Origin of the sequence: Pseudodesulfovibrio alkaliphilus, assembly GCF_009729555.1 — a bacterium.
GTDB lineage: Bacteria > Desulfobacterota > Desulfovibrionia > Desulfovibrionales > Desulfovibrionaceae > Pseudodesulfovibrio > Pseudodesulfovibrio alkaliphilus.
Window position 1 is genome coordinate 1 of the sequence record NZ_WODC01000028.1, and the last position, 749, is coordinate 749.

The following is a 749-nucleotide window of genomic DNA, read 5'->3' on the forward strand; positions in this document are numbered from 1 at the left end:
TTTGTCCGACAACAGGCCGAAAAGGGGCATCTGCGGGTCTTCCCCGAACTCGTCAAGATCAAAGAAAACTACGGCCACAAGCTTGGCGAAAGGTTCAGTGAATTCAGAAAAACCATCGAACTTGAGGGAGCAGAAGGGGTCAAGGATTTTCACAGCTTACGACACACGTTCTCCAACTTCTTCAAGCAGAAGAAGATGCAGGACGACCCGTTCGAACAGACCTTTGGCCACAAGCTCAAAAAAATGTCCGCTGAAAGATATGGGGGCCGTTTCCCGGCCTCCATGTGCTTCGAGGAGGTCATCGCCCACCTCGACTACGGGGTGGACCTGTCTCATCTGGCAAAATCGAAATTCGTTCCCAGGTAACGGACCTCATTTGGCGATAGTCCTTTCCTCCAGTCGGCCCCAAGCCGACTGGAGGAAAGGACGGTTCCATGGAGGAAACACAGCGCCTGAGCGGTGTGTCTCCTCCATGGAACCTCACGCCCAAAAGGAAGCCCCACCGGAAATGGCGGGGCTTCTTCTAACGGGAACTGCCAAGATAGGCATCGGACACATCCCGCCGTCCTGCGGAATGTCCTGCGGTCACTTCGATTTCATCACGGGCTTCAGCGTCGAGCCTGGGCCATTCGTCCCCTGCCGTGTGCTGTGCGGCCTTCTGGAAGGCTTCCACGGATTCGTGCTGGTTGGGCGGCTGAAAACCCGTGTGCTCGACGTACATGCGATGAAACCGTTCATGGCGGTTGCTG

Annotated in this window: 1 protein-coding gene and 1 pseudogene; one reads left to right on the forward strand and one right to left on the reverse strand. The window is 55.8% G+C overall.

What is annotated here, in order from left to right:
- On the forward strand, positions 1 to 366 hold a 366-nt coding region (locus GKC30_RS15285; RefSeq protein WP_496196975.1), incomplete at its 5' end, for a site-specific integrase.
- 157 nt (positions 367 to 523) lie between these two features.
- On the opposite strand, the pseudogene GKC30_RS15290 reads toward GKC30_RS15285, so the two are convergent.
- Positions 524 to 749: pseudogene (locus tag GKC30_RS15290) on the reverse strand (hypothetical protein); the annotation flags it as partial.